Raw genomic sequence first — 17,786 nt, 5'->3', positions numbered from 1 at the left:
ATAGTTGGCTCTCCGCGTCCATTTTGATATAATAAGCTAGGTAATGCGGCGTAGGAGGGAAAGTCAATGGAAACACGTATCGATCGAATTAAAAAACAATTGCATTCTTCCAGCTATAAACTCACCCCTCAGCGCGAGGCAACTGTAAGGGTGCTGCTTGAGAATGAGGAAGACCATTTAAGCGCAGAAGATGTATACCTCCTCGTAAAAGAGAAATCTCCTGAGATTGGTCTTGCCACAGTATATCGTACGCTTGAATTATTAACCGAATTAAAAGTGGTAGATAAAATCAACTTTGGCGACGGTGTGTCAAGGTATGACCTTCGCAAAGAAGGAGCCGCTCATTTCCACCACCATCTCGTCTGCATGGAATGCGGATCGGTCGTCGAAATTGAAGAAGATTTGCTTGAAGATGTTGAAGACATCGTTGAAAAGGATTGGAAATTTAAAATAAAAGACCACAGGCTGACATTCCATGGTATCTGCCATGACTGCCAGCAAAAAGAAGCGGAATAGACCGGATAGCGAGAACCCTTTCATCTCTGAGCGGGTTCTTTTTTGATTCATACGTATAAAACTTGTCTCTTTTGGCATAAGTTTTAGTAATGGAATCAAAAGAAGGGACCTGAGAGCGATGAAAATGCTGAAAACGGCTGCCGACATGATCAAAGTGTTCGTGCTGTTTACCGGTTTTACCGTCTTGTTTTATTATGCTATGATATGGATAAATTCAGAGTATGAAAACTATCATCGGTATGATAAACCGGAAGGAGCCGCTATGAAGGTCGCCTCGATGGAAGGAGACGACGAGAACAGCTGGTTTGACCGGTTAATCTTTTTTTATTTAAACGGGGAGTAGAATAGCGTGAAAGTTCATATTAAAGATTTTATCCATTATGCCGTTGTTGAACGAGGGCTTTCCCACAACACGGTTGTCAGCTATGAACGGGATTTGAACAACTATGCCGCACATTTGGAGAAAACGGAAGGTCTCACTTCTCTCAATCAGGTGACAAGACTCCACATTATCCAGTTTTTAAAGCATTTGAAAGACGCCGGAAAATCGGGCAGGACAATCGCCAGACATCTCGCTTCCATCCGCGCCTTTCACCAGTTTCTGCTGAGAGAAAAAGTGACCGCCCAGGATCCCTCCGTCCATATCGAATCGCAAAAAACGGAACGGACGCTTCCGAAAGTGTTGTCTTTACAGGAGGTCGAAATCCTCCTGGACACGCCGAAGCTCACCAGCCCGTTCGGGTACAGGGATAAAGCGATGCTGGAGTTATTGTATGCGACAGGTATCCGCGTCAGCGAGATGATCGAACTGAAGCTTTCCGATGTCCACTTGTCGATGGGGTTTATCCGCTGCTTCGGAAAAGGGAGGAAAGAGCGGATCGTTCCGCTCGGCGAAGCGGCTTCACATGCCATCGGAGAATACCTCTCAAAGGCCAGGGGAAAGCTTTTGAAGAAAAACACGGAAGACGCCCTGTTTTTGAACCATCACGGCAGACAGATGAGCCGGCAGGGGTTTTGGAAAAACTTAAAGAAAATCGCTTTGGAGGCGGGGATTCAAAAAGAGCTCACTCCCCATACCTTAAGGCACTCATTCGCCACTCATCTCCTTGAAAACGGCGCCGATCTCAGGGCGGTACAGGAAATGCTCGGACATGCCGACATTTCGACGACGCAAATCTATACCCATGTCACGAAAACGAGACTGAAAGACGTCTATAAGCAGTATCATCCCCGGGCATAGCCGCGCTAGAGAACAAGGCGCGGTTTTTCATTTGCCGGGGGAAGGCTTTTTTGGCGTACGAATTGCGGGAAGTTTCTCACTATTTCCGTTCGTATTGTCAACCGTTGTGTAAACGGTTTATACTTGGCTAATAGCGGTATTTTGGTTTTTTTATGCCAAGCATAAAGATCATAGGAAAAAGGAGGCCATCAAATGCCTGCATATCATTACAACCGCGTATTTTTAATCGTTATGGATTCCGTCGGGATCGGTGAAGCGCCTGACGCTGAAAAATTTAATGACAAGGGTGCGGATACATTAGGCCATATAGCTGAACATATGGGAGGCATCAGCCTGCCGAACATGGCGAAGCTCGGGCTCAGCAACATCCGCGAGATCAAAGGAGTGCCGGTGGCAGATCAGCCGCTTGCCTACCACGGCAAAATGAAAGAAGCCTCAAATGGAAAAGACACCATGACGGGTCATTGGGAAATCATGGGGCTGTACATAGACAAACCATTCCGGGTATTTCCCGAAGGTTTTCCTGATGAATTGATCAATGAACTTGAAAAAAGATCGGGAAGAAAAGTGATCGGAAACAAGCCGGCGTCAGGGACGGCGATTTTAGACGAACTCGGCGCCGAACATATGGAAACAGGGGCGCTGATCGTCTATACATCAGCGGATTCCGTTTTGCAGATTGCCGCCCACGAAGAAGTGGTGCCGCTTGATGAGCTTTACAAGATCTGCGAGATCGCCCGCGAGCTGACGCTTGATGAAAAATATATGGTCGGCCGCGTCATCGCACGGCCGTTTGTCGGCAAGCCGGGTGAGTTTAAACGGACGCCGAACCGTCATGACTACGCGTTGAAACCGTTTGACAGAACCGTCATGAATGAAATGAAAGATAACGGCTTTGACGTGATTGCGATCGGCAAAATTTCCGATATTTACGACGGCGAGGGCATTACAGAATCGCTCAGAACAAAATCCAATATGGACGGGATGGACAAGCTGATCCAAACGCTTGAGGCGGACTTTACCGGCCTCAGCTTCGTCAACCTCGTCGATTTTGATGCCTTATTCGGACACCGCCGTGATCCTGAAGGATACGGAAAAGCGCTCGAAGAATTCGACGCAAGGCTTCCGGAGGTATTTGAAAAAATGCGGGAAGATGATGTGCTCATCATCACCGCCGACCATGGAAATGATCCGATCCACCACGGGACGGACCATACAAGGGAATATGTTCCGCTTCTCGTATACAGCAAGAAACATAAACAAACGGGGCAGCTTCCGCTCGCCGACACTTTCGCGGATATCGGCGCGACCATCGCCGACAACTTTAACACGAAAATGCCGACATACGGAAAAAGCTTTTTATCCCTGCTGAAATAGGAGGAAACGACGTGAAACAGATGATTTCAAATGCCGCGCAATATATTAAAGAAAAGACGGAGCACAAACCGGCTGTCGGTTTGATTTTGGGATCTGGCCTCGGTGTGCTCGCCGATGAGATTGAAGATGCCGTTCACATTCCGTATGAAGACATCCCCGACTTTCCGGTCTCTACTGTTGAAGGTCATGCCGGACAGCTTGTCTTCGGCGAGCTTGACAATGTGCAAGTCGTCGCAATGCAAGGACGCTTTCATTTTTATGAAGGCTACTCTCTCGATAAGGTGACCTTCCCTGTGAGAGTGATGAAAGAGCTTGGCGTCTCGACATTAATCGTTACAAACGCTGCAGGTGGTGTGAATGAATCATTCCGTCCCGGCGACTTGATGCTCATCTCGGATCACATCAACTATATGGGAACGAACCCGCTGATCGGGCCCAATGATTCAGCGCTTGGCGTACGATTTCCAGATATGTCGTCGGCTTATGATAGAGAGCTTCGCCTAATGGCGAAGAAAACAGCCGAGGAGCTGGACATCAGCGTACAAGAGGGTGTATACACGGCGGTTTCCGGCCCGTCCTATGAAACACCGGCCGAGGTCCGTTTTCTCAGAACGATCGGCACCGATGCCGTCGGTATGTCAACCGTTCCGGAAGTCATCGTCGCAAGGCATTCCGGCCTCCGCGTCCTTGGTATTTCATGCATTTCAAATGCGGCCGCCGGGATTCTCGATCAGCCGTTGTCACACGATGAAGTCATCGAGGTAACAGAAAAAGTAAAAGCCGACTTTTTACGGTTTGTCAAAGCCGCCGTTGCGAAAATCGGTCAAATGCAATAAATAAACGATCATCCAAGCCAATGCCAGTTCTAAAAAAGAGAGCTGACATTGGCTTTTTCTTTTGAGATTTGGAGAAATTTTTACCAAAATATCCGTATAAATCCACCTGATTTGGAAAAAATAAAAAGGATTACGAAATGGAGGTCTGGGTGATGAAACGTCATTTATCCAAATTGCTGATTTTTACGATAATCCTTATGACAGCGCCATCCGCGTTTGCCAAAGAAAGTGGAAAGAAATCGACGGAGCTTGCTCATGAAGCGAAATCCGCCGTTCTGATCGAACGGGACACCGGAAAAATCATGTATGACAAAAACAGCCATGAGAAGCTTCCGCCGGCCAGCATGACAAAGGTCATGACCATGCTTTTGATCATGGAAGCCCTTGATGAAGGCAAGATTAAAATGAAGGATAAGGTCAGAACAAGCGAGTACGCCGCATCAATGGGCGGTTCGCAGATTTTCCTTGAACCCGGTGAAGAAATGACCGTTGAAGACATGCTGAAAGGAATCGCCATCGGGTCGGGAAATGACGCCTCTGTAGCCATGGCAGAGCATATTGCCGGATCTGAAGAGGAATTTGTCAAAAGAATGAATGAAAAAGCGGCTGAGCTGGACCTGAAAGATACATCTTTTCAAAACACGACAGGTCTTCCTGAAGAAGGCCATTACAGCACGGCTTATGACATGGCCATCATGGCCAAAGAGCTTTTAAAATATGATAAAATCACGAAGTTTACGGGCACATATGAAGACTACTTGAGAGAAGATTCGGATAAAAAATTCTGGCTGGTCAATACAAACAAGCTTATCAAATTTTATCCGGGTGTCGACGGAGTCAAGACAGGATTCACAAATGAAGCCAAATACTGCCTGACGGCTTCGGCGAAAAAAGGAGACATGCGCGTGATCGCCGTTGTTTTCGGCGCAAGCACGCCAAAGGATCGGAATGCGCAAGTCACAAAAATGCTCGATTACGCGTTCAGTCAATATGAAACACATCCGATGTATAAGCGGGGTGAAGTCATTTCCGAATTGAAGGTCAATAAAGGCCGCGATCAAAACATCAACCTCGTGACATCAGAACCGATTTCCCTTTTGACGAAAAAAGGTGAAAATATGGAATCCGTCAAAAAAGAGGTCAAACTGAAAGACGAGACTCAAGCGCCTGTCAAAAAAGGCACAGAACTAGGCACCCTCGTCCTCAAAAAAGACGGCAAGGTGCTCCATGAAAGCCCTCTTGTCGCAGAAAAAGATATGGAAAAAGCAGGCATGTGGACACTGTTCAAACGGACGATGACAAATTGGACAAAGTGGAGTGAATAATGCCGAACGGCCACTAGTTTTGTCATGGTGAAGGAATTTGCAAAGTCTGAATCGAAACACTCATTATCCGATTTAAATCAAGGAGGAATGAGGATGAGCCTCGGAATCGACTTTAACGTCAAAGAATCCGTGCTTTGCGTTCGGTTAACAGGTGAACTTGATCACCATACAGCAGAAACCTTAAGAAAACAAGTCAGCGATCATTTCGTGCAGTACGGCATCCGCCACATTGTTTTGAATCTTGAAGACCTTTCGTTTATGGACAGCTCAGGTCTAGGTGTCATATTGGGCAGATATAAGGAAATTAAACAGGTGGGCGGAGAGATGATCGTCTGTGCGATTTCCCCTGCGGTCAAGCGCCTGTTCGATATGTCAGGCCTGTTCAAAATCATCCGTCTGGAGCAGTCGGAACAGCATGCGCTTGTCACATTGGGGGTGGCGTCATGAAAAACGAAATGAACATTCAGTTTTCCGCGCTCAGCCAAAATGAATCATTCGCCAGGGTGACGGTTGCCGCTTTCATTGCACAGCTTGATCCAACAATGGATGAATTAACCGAAATTAAAACGGTTGTCTCAGAAGCGGTTACAAATGCGATCATCCACGGCTATGAAAACTCAGGCCAGGGTAACGTATACATTTCTGTCACCCTTGAAGACCATACCGTCTATTTAACGATTCGCGATGAAGGCATCGGCATCACCGATTTGGAGGAAGCGCGCCAGCCGCTGTTCACGACCAAGCCGGAGCTTGAAAGGTCTGGAATGGGCTTTACGATTATGGAAAATTTCATGGACGACATCACGATTGACTCCTCACCTGAGATGGGGACCACAATACACTTAACAAAGCACTTATCAAAAAGCAAAGCGCTTTGCAATTAAGGGAGATTTGTTATGGATGTGGAGGTTAAAAAAGAAAACCAGAACACTCAGCTTAAAGACCACGAGGTAAAAGAACTGATTAAAAACAGCCAGAACGGCGATCAAAGAGCAAGAGACCTCCTCATAGAAAAAAACATGCGTCTTGTTTGGTCTGTCGTTCAGCGTTTTTTGAACAGGGGCTATGAGCCCGACGACCTCTTCCAAATCGGCTGTATCGGCCTCTTGAAATCCGTCGACAAATTCGATCTCTCCTATGATGTCCGGTTTTCAACCTACGCTGTTCCGATGATTATCGGCGAAATTCAGCGGTTTATCAGGGATGACGGGACAGTCAAAGTCAGCAGATCGCTAAAGGAACTCGGCAATAAAATCAGGAGGGCGAAAGATGAACTCTCAAAGTCAAACGGACGAATTCCGACCGTCCAGGAAATCGCCGAGCATCTTGAGATCAGCTCTGAAGAGGTCGTGATGGCTCAGGAAGCCGTTCGTTCTCCTTCGTCCATTCATGAAACGGTTTATGAAAACGATGGAGATCCAATCACACTTCTCGACCAGATTGCCGATCAGTCCGAGGATAAATGGTTCGACAAAATCGCTCTGAAGGAAGCCATCAAAGATCTGGACGAGCGGGAAAAGCTGATCGTTTATTTAAGGTACTACAAGGACAAGACGCAATCTGAAGTAGCCGACCGCCTCGGCATATCACAAGTTCAAGTATCAAGACTCGAGAAAAAAATCTTGAAACAGATCAAAAACAAAATGGATCATTCGGAAAACTAAAGGGCTGCCGTTAACGGCGGCCTCCTTAACTTGAAATGTCGGCTTTCTCCTGAGGCCGGCTTTTTTGCGTGTGGTAATTTATGGACTTTGGCAGCTTGCTGAATGCGTAAATGGGATGAACCACATACTACAACCATAACCATCATATAGGAAGTGACCCAGATGGAACGTCAAGTTTTTATCAGACTCCGCCACCGGCTCAAGGCAGATCCGGATGAATTGATCAGGCTCGGCCATATCGCACAGGTGGCGGGAGACCGTCGGTTTAAGGAAAAGCTTGAACAGCTGCCTGTTTACCAGGTAAAGAAATCGGATCAAAGCATGGTAGTTCTGGATGTGATGAAGGTGATCGAAGCCATACATATATCGTGTCCAGACCTTGATGTCCAAACCGTCGGCAGCTCTGAAACCATCGTGGAGATCCAATATCCAAAACGGAATTTATCCCCAGTGCTGTTCATCGCTGTCTGGCTGCTTTTGTTTGTCGGCGCCGGCCTTGCGGTCATGAATTTTCATGAAGATGTCAGCATGAGGGACGTGCATATTCTGCTCTATGAAATGGTGACGGGGAAGATCAATCGTTATCCATACCTGTTGCAGATACCGTACAGCATTGGCCTCGGCCTCGGTATGATTTTGTTTTTTAACCACTTATTTAAAAAACGTTTCAATGAGGAGCCCAGTCCGCTGGAAGTCGAGATGTTTAAATATCAGCTTGATTTGGATCAGTATGTGGCGATGAACGAAAATAAAGAAACGACAAAGGATATTCATGATCATTAATACGCTCTTGATCATCTTTCTCGGTTTTGCGGGAGGGATCGCGGTAGGATCAGGATTTGTCGCTTTCCTTACGGTCCTTGGCATTATTCCGAGGCTGACCCAGCTGACGAAAACCGGGGCGTTTATCCAGGCGTACGAATGGGCTGTTATTTTGGGCGCCGTTTTTGGAGGCTGGGAATCGTTGAATATGACCCGGCTTTTTTTATCCAAATGGCTGCTCATTCCAATCGGGCTTCTCGCGGGCGTTTTTATCGGAATGCTTGCAGCTGCGCTTACAGAAGTGCTGAACGTCCTGCCGATTTTGGCAAAGCGGATCGGCATGGGGGACAGGATTTTAATTCTTTTGATGGCCATCGTGTTCGGGAAAATTCTCGGATCGCTGTTTCAATGGCTTATCTTTGTTCATCTGTCATAAAAGGAGGATTATGATGTCAAGTTTAAAAGGTGATTATCAGTCAAAAGTGAAAGAGTATCAGCCTTCCCCGCCTTATGTGCTGAACTGTATTAAGGCTTTTCTCGTCGGGGGGCTGATCTGCGCGATCGGTCAGGCCTTTCAAAACTTTTATATGGCCGTTTTTCATTTTGATGAAAAAACGGCGGGAAACCCTACAGTTGCCACACTTATCTTAATATCCGCCCTTTTGACAGGGCTTGGGATCTATGACAGAATCGGACAGTTTGCAGGTGCGGGGTCGGCCGTTCCTGTGACGGGGTTCGCCAACAGCATGACCAGTGCGGCGCTTGAGCATAAAAGTGAAGGCTATGTTCTCGGTGTGGGCACCAATATGTTTAAACTGGCCGGCAATGTCATCGTCTTCGGCGTTGTGGCCGCGTATATTGTCGGGTTGATCCGCTTTTGCTTTGACAAGCTGTTTTAGGAGGAAAACATCATGAAACTGAAGGGAAAACAAACATGGGAATTCGAAAATCCGCTGTATGTTAATTCGAGCGGAACAGCTGTTGGGCCAAAAGAAAAGCAGGGGCCTTTAGGACATTTATTTGATCATTCATACGATGAAATGCATTGCAACCAAAAAAATTGGGAAATGGCGGAACGAAAGCTGATGGAGGACGCGATTCAGGCCGCCTTGTCGAAACAAAACCTCAAAAAGGAAGACATTGATATCTTTTTAGCCGGAGATCTGCTCAATCAAAATGTGACAGCCAACTATGTAGCGAGACATTTGAAGATTCCGTTTCTTTGTTTATTTGGCGCATGCTCCACCTCCATGGAATCGATTGCGATCAGCTCGGCATTGATCGACGGCGGTTTTGCAAAACGCGCGCTCGCCGCGACAAGCAGCCACAATGCCACAGCCGAAAGGCAGTTTCGTTATCCGACCGAATACGGCGGGCAAAAGCCGGGCACCGCGACTTCGACCGTCACGGGAAGCGGTGCGGTCGTCCTCAGCCAAGATCCGGGCGATATTCAAATCACCAGTGCAACGGTCGGCAAAGTCATCGACCTTGGCATTACAGATTCACAGGACATGGGGTCGGCAATGGCGCCTGCCGCTGCGGATACGATTAAACAGCATTTGGAAGATATGGGCCGCACCCCGGATGATTATGATTTGATCTTGACCGGGGATCTTTCGGGCGTCGGCAGCCCGATTGTAAAGGACCTTTTAAAAGAAGAAGGGATCAATGTCGGGACAAAGCACAATGATTGCGGACTGATGATCTATACGCCTGATCAGCAGGTGTTTGCAGGAGGAAGCGGCTGCGCCTGCTCGGCCGTCGTCACATTCGCCCATATCTTTAAAGAAATCCAAGCGGGACGGCTTCAGAAGGTGCTTGTCGTCGCCACGGGTGCGCTTCTGAGCCCGACCATTATCCAGCAAAAAGAATCGATTCCCTGCATTGCGCATGGCGTCGTATTTGAACGATCCGAAAGGGGGAGTGCCTAACATGGAGTATGTGATTGCATTTATTGCGGGCGGCTTGATATGTGTCATCGGACAGCTGCTGCTAGATATCTTTAAGCTGACGCCGGCTCATGTCATGTCAACCTTTGTCGTAGCAGGAGCGATTCTGGACGGGTTCGGCATCTACGACAGGTTTATTGATTTTGCCGGAGCAGGCGCAACGGTGCCGATCGTCAGCTTCGGACACTCCCTTTTGCACGGAGCGATGCATCAGGCAAAAGAACACGGCTTGATCGGGATTGGAATGGGAATATTCGAATTGACATCCGCCGGTATTTCCGCCGCTATTTTGTTCGCCTTTATCGTAGCCGTGATTTTTAAACCGAAAGGATAAAAAAAGATGACAGCAAAACGCAAGGTCATTTTGGTCACAGACGGCGATATATACGCTGCAAAAGCCATTGAATATGCAGCAAGGAAGACGGGAGGCCGCTCGATTTCCCAATCGATGGGAAACCCAAGCGTGAAAACCGGCCCCGAGCTTGTTTCGCTGATTTTGAAAACGCCGCATGATCCCGTTTTTGTCATGTTTGACGATTCCGGCCTGCAAGGGGAAGGACCGGGGGAGGCGGCCATGAAATATGTGGCGAAGCATCCCGATATCGAAGTCCTCGGCGTTATCGCCGTCGCCTCAAAGACCCATTATGCAGAGTGGACAAAAGTCGATGTGTCGATTGATGCGGAGGGTGAGCTGACAGAATACGGAGTCGATAAACACGGTGTGAGAGAATTTGATGTGCAGCGGATGAACGGTGATACGGTCTATTGTCTTGACCAGCTTGATGTGCCGATTGTCGTCGGCATCGGCGATATTGGAAAAATGGGCAGAAAGGACGATGTGAAAAAAGGTTCGCCGATCACAATGAAAGCGGTCGAGCTCATTTTAGAAAGGAGCGGGTATCATGAGTGCTCAGCCAAAAGAGAAAGAGAAGACAAAAATATTCCTTGATCCTTCTAAGAATGAAGCGTATTTTAAGAAGTTCGTCGGCATGGGGGAGAGCTTTGACCTGGGCGTCCGCAAGGTCATGGTCCTTGACCGTGAAGTTCAGCTTTATTATGTGAACGGATTATGTGACACGCAATACATCATTCACCTGTTAAGAGAACTGGTTCACCTGAATGATTCGGAAAAAGAGTCGGGCGATCCTGAAGAAATCGTTGAAAACAGGCTGCTGAATCAGCAGGTGTCAAAAGCGAAAACGCTTGATGAAGCTGTCGATCAAGTGCTGTCCGGACTGGTCGCTATCATCGTCGAAGAAGCGGACTTCGCTTTTATTGTCGATGTCAGAAGCTATCCGGGAAGAACGCCGGAAGAGCCTGATACGGAAAAAGTCGTGCGCGGGGCGAGGGACGGGTTTGTCGAGAACATCATTGTCAACACGGCTCTCATCAGGCGCCGGATCAGGGATGAACGCCTCCGCTATAAAATGCTTCATATCGGGGAGCGCTCCAAGACTGATATCTGCCTTTGCTATTTGGAAGATGTGGCAGACTCGGATCTTGTCAAGGTTTTAAAAAAAGAGATTGAAAACGTGAAAATCGACGGGCTGCCGATGTCTGACAAATCGGTCGAGGAATTTCTCGTCGGCCAGGGTTTCAACCCTTTTCCGCTTGTCAGATTTACGGAAAGAGCGGATGTGGCAGCCAGCCATATCCTGGAGGGGCACGTGATCGTGATTGTCGATACATCGCCGAGCGTCATCATCACGCCGACCACTTTTTTTCATCACGTTCAGCATGCGGAGGAATACAGGCAGACGCCGGCTGTCGGCACGTTTTTAAGATGGGTGCGCTTTTTCGGCATTTTTGCCTCTACCTTTTTGCTGCCCCTTTGGCTTTTGTTTGTCATTGAACCGTCGCTTTTACCGAAGAACCTTTCATACATCGGCTTAAATAAAGAATCACACATCCCGATCATTATGCAGATTTTTTTAGCCGATCTCGGGGTCGAGTTTTTAAGAATGGCGGCGATTCACACGCCGACGGCGCTGTCAACGGCCATGGGTCTGATCGCCGCCGTGTTGATCGGCGATATCGCGATCGATGTCGGACTGTTTTCCCCTGAAGTCATTTTATATGTGGCCTTGTCAGCGATCGGCGCTTATACTACCCCGAGCTATGAGCTGAGCCTGGCGAACAAAATGGTGAAGCTCTTCATGCTGATCCTTGTCGCCATCTTTAAGGTCGAGGGGTTTGTCGTCGGCTTAACGATATTAACCGTTGTGATGACTTCCATCCGTTCCTTGAGAACGCCGTATCTCTGGCCGCTCCTCCCCTTTAACGGGAAAGCGTTTTGGCACGTCCTTGTCCGCACATCCGTTCCGGGAGGGAAAGTGAGGCCGAGTATTGTTCACCCGAAAAACAGGGTCAGGCAGCCGAAACATTCTTAACCATCACTTTAGAGAGGCTTATCATAAATGAAAAGCCTCTTTTTTTAATATCCGTATCTTTGCATTCCTCTGTATTCATTGGCTGATATCGCCACCGCCCTGAGGCTGCAAATATTGTTCTGCCGTCTGATCGGATAGACGATGTACAGCATTTCGCGGCCGGACGGATCAATGGTTGACGAATGAAGGAATACCTCTGTGCCTCTCCGCCAGAACCTTGTATTGGCAGGGGCGGTTATAATCTGGCCTTCATATGGCTCATAAATTCTCAGTTCATCGTACGGAGGTGCCCCATATGGATCGTGCCTCTCCTCATACATATAGGCTGGAAGAGGAGGGTGGGGGTAAATGTGTTGATACATGCTGAAACCCTCTTTCTGACATGATTTTTTCTTGACACTCTGTTTATGTGTATATTCAGATAAGTGCCTACCTGTATAGGTGAAGCGCCCAATTTTTCATTTTTTTCTGGAAGCCGCATGAAGCCGGGCTTTCAATATCGCATAGATGTTGAGAATGCCTATTTCGATCGATTGCTGTTTTCTGTTATGCTAGAGTTAATAGAGAAGAATGGAAATCATTTTCAATTTAAAGCGAGAAAATTTAGACAAATGGTGGTTTAGATTTTGATACGAAATGTTATAATACAACATAAGAAATTGCACTATGAAGCGAAAGATGCATCGGGCAGTGATCCGGACTGTTCCTTTCACCTTTATAGATAGAGAAAGAGGGATGACAATTGTTTTTACATGGTACCAGCAGACAAAATGAAAGAGGACATCTCGAAATCGGCGGTGTTGATGTTCTATCATTAGCAGAAAAATATGGAACTCCCCTTTATGTATACGATGTAGCTTTGATCAGGGAACGCGCCCGGAAATTCCAACAAGCGTTTCAGGAAGCCGGTTTGAAGGCGCAAGTCGCCTATGCAAGCAAGGCGTTCTCATCTGTGGCGATGATTCAGCTTGCCGATGAAGAAGGGCTGTCATTGGACGTTGTTTCAGGCGGAGAGCTGTTTACAGCGATCAAAGCAGGCTTTCCGCCAGAACGGATTCATTTTCATGGAAATAATAAAAGTCCGCAGGAAATCGAAATGGCGCTTCAGCATCAAATCGGCTGCATTGTGCTCGACAATTTTCACGAGATTGCCATCACGGAAGAGCTGTGCAAACGCTCCGGACAAACTGTGGATGTATTGCTCAGAATTACGCCGGGAGTTGAAGCGCACACACATGATTACATTACGACAGGTCAGGAAGATTCCAAATTCGGTTTTGATCTGCATAACGGGCAGGTGGAACAAGCCATCGAGCAGGTACTCCGCGCACCGGGTTTCCGGCTGCTTGGCGTACATTGTCACATCGGTTCGCAAATCTTTGATACGGCGGGCTTTGTTCTGGCTGCAGACAAAATTTTCGAAAAGCTCGCAGAGTGGCGGGAATCCTACTCCTTTATCCCGAGCGTGCTCAACCTTGGCGGCGGCTTCGGCATCCGTTATACAAAAGAGGATGAGCCGTTGGGTGCAGATGTTTATGTCAAGAAAATTATTGAGGCGGTTAAAGCAAACGCCGAACACTTCGGCTTTGACATTCCGGAAATCTGGATCGAACCTGGCCGGTCGCTCGTCGGAGATGCGGGAACGACGCTCTATACGATCGGTTCGCAAAAGCAGGTGCCCGGCATCCGCAAATATGTGGCGATTGACGGAGGAATGAGCGACAATATCAGACCGGCGCTTTATGAAGCAAAATATGAAGCAGCGGTCGCCAACAGAATGAATGTTGCCTGTGATGATACGGTGTCGATTGCCGGCAAATGCTGTGAAAGCGGCGATATGCTGATATGGGATTTAGAGGTGCCGGAAGTCCGCGACGGCGATGTTCTTGCTGTTTTTTGCACCGGTGCATACGGCTACAGCATGGCCAACAATTACAACCGGATTCCGCGCCCGGCCGTCGTCTTTGTTGAAGATGGGGAAGCGCAGCTCGTCATTCAGAGGGAGTCTTATGAAGATATTGTCAAACTGGACCTGCCGTTGAAGTCGAAAGTCAAACAGTCATAACAAAAGGGAGATGCTCACGATGGGTATCTCCTTTTTTCATGCGTTCGCGGCGGGGCTCAATGTCAAACAGCACTTTCAGATTTTTGGAAGTGTTTTTTTTTATGAAAAAGAACATGTCATACATAGAACAGCATCCGGGCTAATTGTATATAATATTGGGAATTTAACAAAAATTTAACAAAAGGAGATGGTTCAGTACATGATCAAAATGCGAAGGATTTCAGATGTAGAGGCGGAGTAGATGAAACCGGCCAAAGTATCCCTACTCCACCGCATGCTCCATTGCCTGAAGCAATGTGTTGATTGTAACACAGCAAAGTCATTTACAGCAATCAACAGATTTGTGAATATTTTATTAATTTTAGCTGTGATTTCATTCCCATTTTCAATAGCGGCTCACGGATTTTCTTCACAATCCGCTGATCAATATGACAGCTTTGCAGAACTAAAAAATCATGAAGACCCGGCCGATTACCGAATCGTTGCCAAACATGGCGGCAGCCGGATGTTGATCATGGCAATCCACGGGGGCGGAATAGAACCGGGAACAAGCGAAATAGCCAACGAATTGTCCAGAAGCTATTCCATGTACCTGTTTGAAGGGCTGAAATCCTCAGGAAACAGTGTGCTTCATATTACAAGCACCCGCTTCGACGAGCCAACAGCGCTCGAGATGGCTGCAAGCCATGAATATATCATGTCGCTTCACGGGTACTATGGGGAGGAACGTCTGATTAAAGTGGGCGGGACAGACCGCACAAAAATCAAACGGCTGGTCATCGAATTGAACAAAGCGGGATTTGCCGCCGAAATGCTTGACACCGATGACAAATATGCCGGAACCCATCCGGACAATATCGCCAACAAATCCATTTCAGGACTGAGCATCCAGCTTGAAATGAGCACCGGTTTTCGAAAATCTTTATTCGATGTCTTCACACTGAAAGACAGGGCGTCCACGCAAAATCCGGCATTTTACCGCTTCACAAAGCTGTTAGCAGATTTCATTCAGAAAAACTATCAAGACTGAGAGAGTTTCTCTTCTTTCATAGAAAAACACCTCCTGCAATCAAAGGAGGTGTTTTTACTATAGATTCGATCATCCATTAGATTCCGAAGCGCCGCCGCCCGTGAAGACGGAAACGATGGCATTCCACAGGGAAATAAAGAAATCGATCAGTTTTTGAATGAAATTTTTCCCTTCTTCAGAATCTAGGAATTTAGTGATTTTGTCTTTGGCTTTGTCAAGCTGGTCTCCAACCTGGTTCCAGTCGATGTTGATGTTTTTCATGTTGTCAAACAATGACAGAAGCGATTTTTTCTGTTCATCTGTCAATGTAATGCCCAAATCAGATGCAGCCTGATCAATCGTTTTTTCTATCTCTTCCTTCGATTGTGAACCGCCGTTTTTCGCGACTTCTTCTTTGACTTTGGCCAGCAGTGCTGATGCATTGTCAGCGCCGATTTGTTGGCCGAGCTCAGAAGTGGTGACAAGCTCTTCATTTGCGACTTTTTTGACATCTTCGGAAATCTCTTTGCCGGAAGTTGTTTCATACGCTTTCATCAGCCCTGTTAAAGCGGCTGTTCCGGATACTTCAAAAGGCGCGGTGACATAGATTTTGGCATCCTTGACTCCTGCCGTCATCAGCGCGTTTAAATACATTTCATCGGTAATTTTGCTGATGTTGTTCGTTTGGACCTCCAAACCGGTGCCTTTTTTCGCTATCGTAATCGAAGAAGAAGATATCGCTCTAGTGCCGATGTCCGCTTTCGGGATATAATCTCCTAAATATTTATGCTCCTCAGCATTTGTCACCTCAATGATCGTCGCGTTATCAGGCGCATTCATTTCATTCAGCACTTTTTGTCTGTCCTGAGCTGACAGGTCTTTTCCCAGTGTAATAATCACGTCTCCCGCTGCGGCGTCAGCAAAGCTGACCTGCGGAAAGATGAGCAGACACAATGCTGTGCAAATTCCAAGTAGTGTTTTTTTCAAGCTAAATGCCCTCCTTAAAAATGCAGGCTTCAGGCAGAAATTGCTGTAGGGGATAGAAGCCTGCCGGAACGAATTTATCCATTCCGACAATATAGACGGATAAAAAGCGGGGGAGGTTTCAAAATGATTTGCTTGTTACACCCGCCTTTTCATTCAATCACTTCTTTTTCAGTTCCTTCCTGATGTCTCGCAAAATATCAATGATGATCTCATTTTGTTCGGCGATCGTTCTTGAATTTTTGACAGAAGCCATAAAACAGGATAACAATATGACGCTGATCGCGATGACAGCCATTGGAGCCATTAAGAGTTCCAACAATTATAAGCCCTCCTCGGGAAAAAAGATGCCGTGTATATTTGCTTCGGCATTGGCTCTGCGATTCCCTTCTGTGATATAATGAGCCTTGTCAAATGAAAGGAGAGAATCAAGATGGCTAAAAAAGGATACATACAATTAACAAACGGCAAAAAAATCGAGTTTGAATTATATCCGGAGGCAGCGCCAGGCACTGTCGCCAACTTTGAAAAACTTGCGAACGAAGGGTTTTACGACGGACTGAAATTTCACCGCGTCATTCCGGGATTCGTCAGCCAGGGAGGCTGCCCGCACGGCACAGGAACAGGCGGTCCCGGCTACACGATCAAATGTGAAACAGAGGGAAATCCCCATAAACATGAAGCCGGTTCTCTCTCAATGGCGCATGCCGGCAAAGACACAGGCGGCAGCCAATTCTTTATCGTCCATGAGCCACAGCCGCACCTGAACGGCGTTCACACGGTCTTCGGCAAAGTCACATCAGGTCTTGATGCTGTGACTTCAATGGAGCAGGGACAAGGAATGGAAAAAGTCGAAGTGTACGACGCATAAAACATAAATGTTTGAAACAGCCCGGTATATGCGGGCTGTTTTTTTTATAGATCGCCCGCCACCCATCCCTTAGGTGATTCTGTATGTATAAATATGTAAAAAGTAATGAATCATAACGAATAAGGCATGAGAACAAGGAGGAGGAAAAAAGATGCCGTTAGTACCTTATGACCCATTTAAACATTTAAATACGATCAGAAGAGAGTTTGACAGGGTGTTTGCGGACTTTCCGGCAAATGCCGGAGGAGAGCACGGGTTCGGCGACATTCGGGTGGATGTTCATGAAACCGGAAATGAAATCGTGGCCTCCTGTGATATTCCGGGGCTTGAAAGCAAGGAAGATGTTCATATTGATGTTGAAAACAACATGCTGCACATCAGCGGGTCTGTCAACAGATCGAATGAAGTGCAAGAAGAAAACATGCACAGAAAGGAGCGGTTTGTCGGCCGTTTTCACAGATCTGTGATGCTTCCGGCTTCTGTCTCCCATGAGGGTATAAAAGCATCGTATAAAAACGGGGTGCTTGAAGTAAGGATGCCAAAGGAAAACCAAGACCATAAAAGAAAAATAGATGTTGAATTTCACTGAGACGGTGCGTCTTGCAAAAAAGATTCCTGCCTGGGGATCTTTTTTAGGTTCGGCGCCTGATAAGGAACAGCGACACAAAAAACACGGCGTTTTTCTGGAAGGATGGATGGGCTTTTTTTATAATAATAGGTAAGCCAGCGCGTGTTTTGTTGAAATTCTGCATCAAATGGCCCGTTCAGCAGATCTGCAGTTATCGGCAGGTGTTCCCC

Annotated in this window: 23 protein-coding genes; 20 read left to right on the top strand and 3 right to left on the bottom strand. The window is 47.1% G+C overall.

All coding sequences use genetic code 11. The features are described 5' to 3' along the window. Positions 1–66: 66 nt before the first annotated feature. The 16 genes from ACINLD_RS07440 (at position 67) to ACINLD_RS07365 (ending at position 12,059) form a co-directional block, all read left to right on the top strand. Positions 67–516 carry a Fur family transcriptional regulator gene (locus ACINLD_RS07440; RefSeq protein ID WP_026587701.1) on the top strand — a complete coding sequence of 150 codons (450 nt, stop codon included), beginning with the start codon at positions 67–69 and terminating at the stop codon, positions 514–516. 118 nt (positions 517–634) lie between these two features. After that, entirely contained in the window at positions 635–859 is a 225-nt protein-coding gene (locus ACINLD_RS07435; RefSeq protein ID WP_026587700.1) for a YqzK family protein, read from the top strand. Between the two features lie 6 nt (positions 860–865). After that, positions 866–1,756 (top strand): site-specific tyrosine recombinase XerD, encoded by an 891-nt coding sequence (gene xerD / locus ACINLD_RS07430; protein ID WP_026587699.1) that lies wholly within the window; start codon positions 866–868, stop codon positions 1,754–1,756. A 192-nt stretch (positions 1,757–1,948) separates the two neighbouring features. After that, positions 1,949–3,133, top strand: coding sequence for a phosphopentomutase (gene deoB / locus ACINLD_RS07425; protein ID WP_077736555.1), 1,185 nt, complete (start codon positions 1,949–1,951; stop codon positions 3,131–3,133). 20 nt (positions 3,134–3,153) lie between these two features. Then, complete coding sequence (locus tag ACINLD_RS07420) at positions 3,154–3,969, top strand: purine-nucleoside phosphorylase (RefSeq protein ID WP_077737214.1); 816 nt, start codon at positions 3,154–3,156, stop codon at positions 3,967–3,969. Between the two features lie 152 nt (positions 3,970–4,121). Continuing rightward, complete coding sequence (locus tag ACINLD_RS07415; protein ID WP_026587696.1) at positions 4,122–5,294, top strand: D-alanyl-D-alanine carboxypeptidase family protein; 1,173 nt, start codon at positions 4,122–4,124, stop codon at positions 5,292–5,294. A gap of 93 nt (positions 5,295–5,387) precedes the next feature. After that, on the top strand, positions 5,388–5,741 hold the full coding sequence (gene spoIIAA / locus ACINLD_RS07410) for an anti-sigma F factor antagonist (RefSeq protein WP_026587695.1): 354 nt from the start codon (positions 5,388–5,390) through the stop codon (positions 5,739–5,741). Further along, positions 5,738–6,178, top strand: a complete 441-nt coding sequence (gene spoIIAB / locus ACINLD_RS07405; protein WP_026587694.1) for an anti-sigma F factor — start codon at positions 5,738–5,740, stop codon at positions 6,176–6,178. The genes spoIIAA and spoIIAB overlap by 4 nt, the downstream gene beginning before the upstream one ends. Positions 6,179–6,190: 12 nt before the next feature. Beyond that, positions 6,191–6,958, top strand: a complete 768-nt coding sequence (sigF, locus tag ACINLD_RS07400) for an RNA polymerase sporulation sigma factor SigF (RefSeq protein ID WP_026587693.1) — start codon at positions 6,191–6,193, stop codon at positions 6,956–6,958. A gap of 162 nt (positions 6,959–7,120) precedes the next feature. Then, positions 7,121–7,741 carry a stage V sporulation protein AA gene (locus ACINLD_RS07395; RefSeq protein WP_026587692.1) on the top strand — a complete coding sequence of 207 codons (621 nt, stop codon included), beginning with the start codon at positions 7,121–7,123 and terminating at the stop codon, positions 7,739–7,741. Next, positions 7,731–8,156 (top strand): stage V sporulation protein AB, encoded by a 426-nt coding sequence (locus ACINLD_RS07390; RefSeq protein ID WP_026587691.1) that lies wholly within the window; start codon positions 7,731–7,733, stop codon positions 8,154–8,156. Before ACINLD_RS07395 ends, ACINLD_RS07390 begins: the two co-directional genes overlap by 11 nt. Before the next feature lie 13 nt (positions 8,157–8,169). Further along, entirely contained in the window at positions 8,170–8,619 is a 450-nt protein-coding gene (spoVAC, locus tag ACINLD_RS07385; protein WP_026587690.1) for a stage V sporulation protein AC, read from the top strand. Between the two features lie 12 nt (positions 8,620–8,631). Then, positions 8,632–9,651 (top strand): stage V sporulation protein AD, encoded by a 1,020-nt coding sequence (gene spoVAD, locus ACINLD_RS07380; protein WP_026587689.1) that lies wholly within the window; start codon positions 8,632–8,634, stop codon positions 9,649–9,651. A gap of 1 nt (position 9,652) precedes the next feature. Next, positions 9,653–10,003 (top strand): stage V sporulation protein AE, encoded by a 351-nt coding sequence (gene spoVAE / locus ACINLD_RS07375; RefSeq protein WP_026587688.1) that lies wholly within the window; start codon positions 9,653–9,655, stop codon positions 10,001–10,003. A 6-nt stretch (positions 10,004–10,009) separates the two neighbouring features. Then, complete coding sequence (locus ACINLD_RS07370) at positions 10,010–10,618, top strand: stage V sporulation protein AE (RefSeq protein WP_026587687.1); 609 nt, start codon at positions 10,010–10,012, stop codon at positions 10,616–10,618. Further along, a complete protein-coding gene (locus ACINLD_RS07365) occupies positions 10,572–12,059 on the top strand; it encodes a spore germination protein (RefSeq protein ID WP_026587686.1) in 1,488 nt (495 codons plus the stop codon). Before ACINLD_RS07370 ends, ACINLD_RS07365 begins: the two co-directional genes overlap by 47 nt. Before the next feature lie 44 nt (positions 12,060–12,103). Here ACINLD_RS07365 and ACINLD_RS07360 read toward each other — a convergent pair whose 3' ends face one another. Beyond that, positions 12,104–12,421 (bottom strand): hypothetical protein, encoded by a 318-nt coding sequence (locus tag ACINLD_RS07360; protein WP_026587685.1) that lies wholly within the window; start codon positions 12,419–12,421, stop codon positions 12,104–12,106. 380 nt (positions 12,422–12,801) lie between these two features. Between ACINLD_RS07360 and lysA the strand changes: the two genes are divergently transcribed. Then, positions 12,802–14,124 (top strand): diaminopimelate decarboxylase, encoded by a 1,323-nt coding sequence (gene lysA / locus ACINLD_RS07355; protein WP_026587684.1) that lies wholly within the window; start codon positions 12,802–12,804, stop codon positions 14,122–14,124. 241 nt (positions 14,125–14,365) lie between these two features. Continuing rightward, complete coding sequence (locus tag ACINLD_RS07350) at positions 14,366–15,154, top strand: poly-gamma-glutamate hydrolase family protein (protein WP_026587683.1); 789 nt, start codon at positions 14,366–14,368, stop codon at positions 15,152–15,154. A gap of 69 nt (positions 15,155–15,223) precedes the next feature. Here the strand turns inward: ACINLD_RS07350 and ACINLD_RS07345 are convergent, their stop codons facing one another. Further along, on the bottom strand, positions 15,224–16,120 hold the full coding sequence (locus ACINLD_RS07345; RefSeq protein ID WP_026587682.1) for a DUF1002 domain-containing protein: 897 nt from the start codon (positions 16,118–16,120) through the stop codon (positions 15,224–15,226). A 157-nt stretch (positions 16,121–16,277) separates the two neighbouring features. Then, complete coding sequence (locus tag ACINLD_RS07340; RefSeq protein WP_179115713.1) at positions 16,278–16,439, bottom strand: hypothetical protein; 162 nt, start codon at positions 16,437–16,439, stop codon at positions 16,278–16,280. A gap of 111 nt (positions 16,440–16,550) precedes the next feature. Here ACINLD_RS07340 and ACINLD_RS07335 point away from each other — a divergent pair, with 111 nt between their 5' ends. Both ACINLD_RS07335 and ACINLD_RS07330 read left to right on the top strand, forming a co-directional pair. Further along, positions 16,551–16,988: a peptidylprolyl isomerase gene (locus tag ACINLD_RS07335; protein ID WP_026587681.1), complete on the top strand. Its 438-nt coding sequence runs from the start codon at positions 16,551–16,553 to the stop codon at positions 16,986–16,988. 151 nt (positions 16,989–17,139) lie between these two features. After that, entirely contained in the window at positions 17,140–17,577 is a 438-nt protein-coding gene (locus tag ACINLD_RS07330) for an Hsp20/alpha crystallin family protein (RefSeq protein ID WP_077736557.1), read from the top strand. The last annotated feature ends 209 nt before the right edge of the window (positions 17,578–17,786 follow it).

Origin of the sequence: Bacillus sp. z60-11 (assembly GCF_046464135.1) — a bacterium.
Classification (GTDB): domain Bacteria; phylum Bacillota; class Bacilli; order Bacillales; family Bacillaceae; genus Bacillus; species Bacillus sonorensis_A.
This window is presented reverse-complemented; position numbering and strand designations above follow the sequence as displayed.